The sequence below is a fragment of the Rossellomorea sp. FS2 genome (genome assembly GCF_047915635.1).
In the GTDB taxonomy this organism is placed as follows: Bacteria; Bacillota; Bacilli; order Bacillales; family Bacillaceae_B; genus Rossellomorea; species Rossellomorea marisflavi_A.
The window spans coordinates 1-310 of record NZ_JBLRVS010000018.1 but is presented as its reverse complement, the minus strand read 5'-3'; the positions used below and the strand labels follow the sequence as shown (position 1 = coordinate 310).

2 tRNA genes are annotated in these 310 nt (G+C 42.3%); both read right to left on the bottom strand.

The window, feature by feature from the left end:
* Positions 1 to 4: 4 nt before the first annotated feature.
* Positions 5 to 80 (bottom strand) — tRNA-Lys (locus tag ACNA6I_RS23075).
* Between the two features lie 59 nt (positions 81 to 139).
* Positions 140 to 215: transfer RNA gene (locus ACNA6I_RS23070), tRNA-Thr, on the bottom strand.
* Positions 216 to 310 lie beyond the last annotated feature (95 nt).

The following is a 310-nucleotide window of genomic DNA, read 5'->3' as shown; positions in this document are numbered from 1 at the left end:
TAAATGGTGAGCCATGAAGGATTCGAACCTTCGACCCTCTGATTAAAAGTCAGATGCTCTACCAACTGAGCTAATGGCTCGTGCTGCTTTTCTATAATGGACAAATACCCATAAGAAAATACAAATGAACATAAAAAAGTGGTGCCGGCAAGAGGACTTGAACCCCCAACCTACTGATTACAAGTCAGTTGCTCTACCAGTTGAGCTACACCGGCAAGGTGTATAGTGTATTCTTGCCAATTCGCCTTAGTTGAAACGAAAAGGAAAAGAGCTTTTATGGTAAGTTATTTTCACTCCGCTTTCGCTGCGT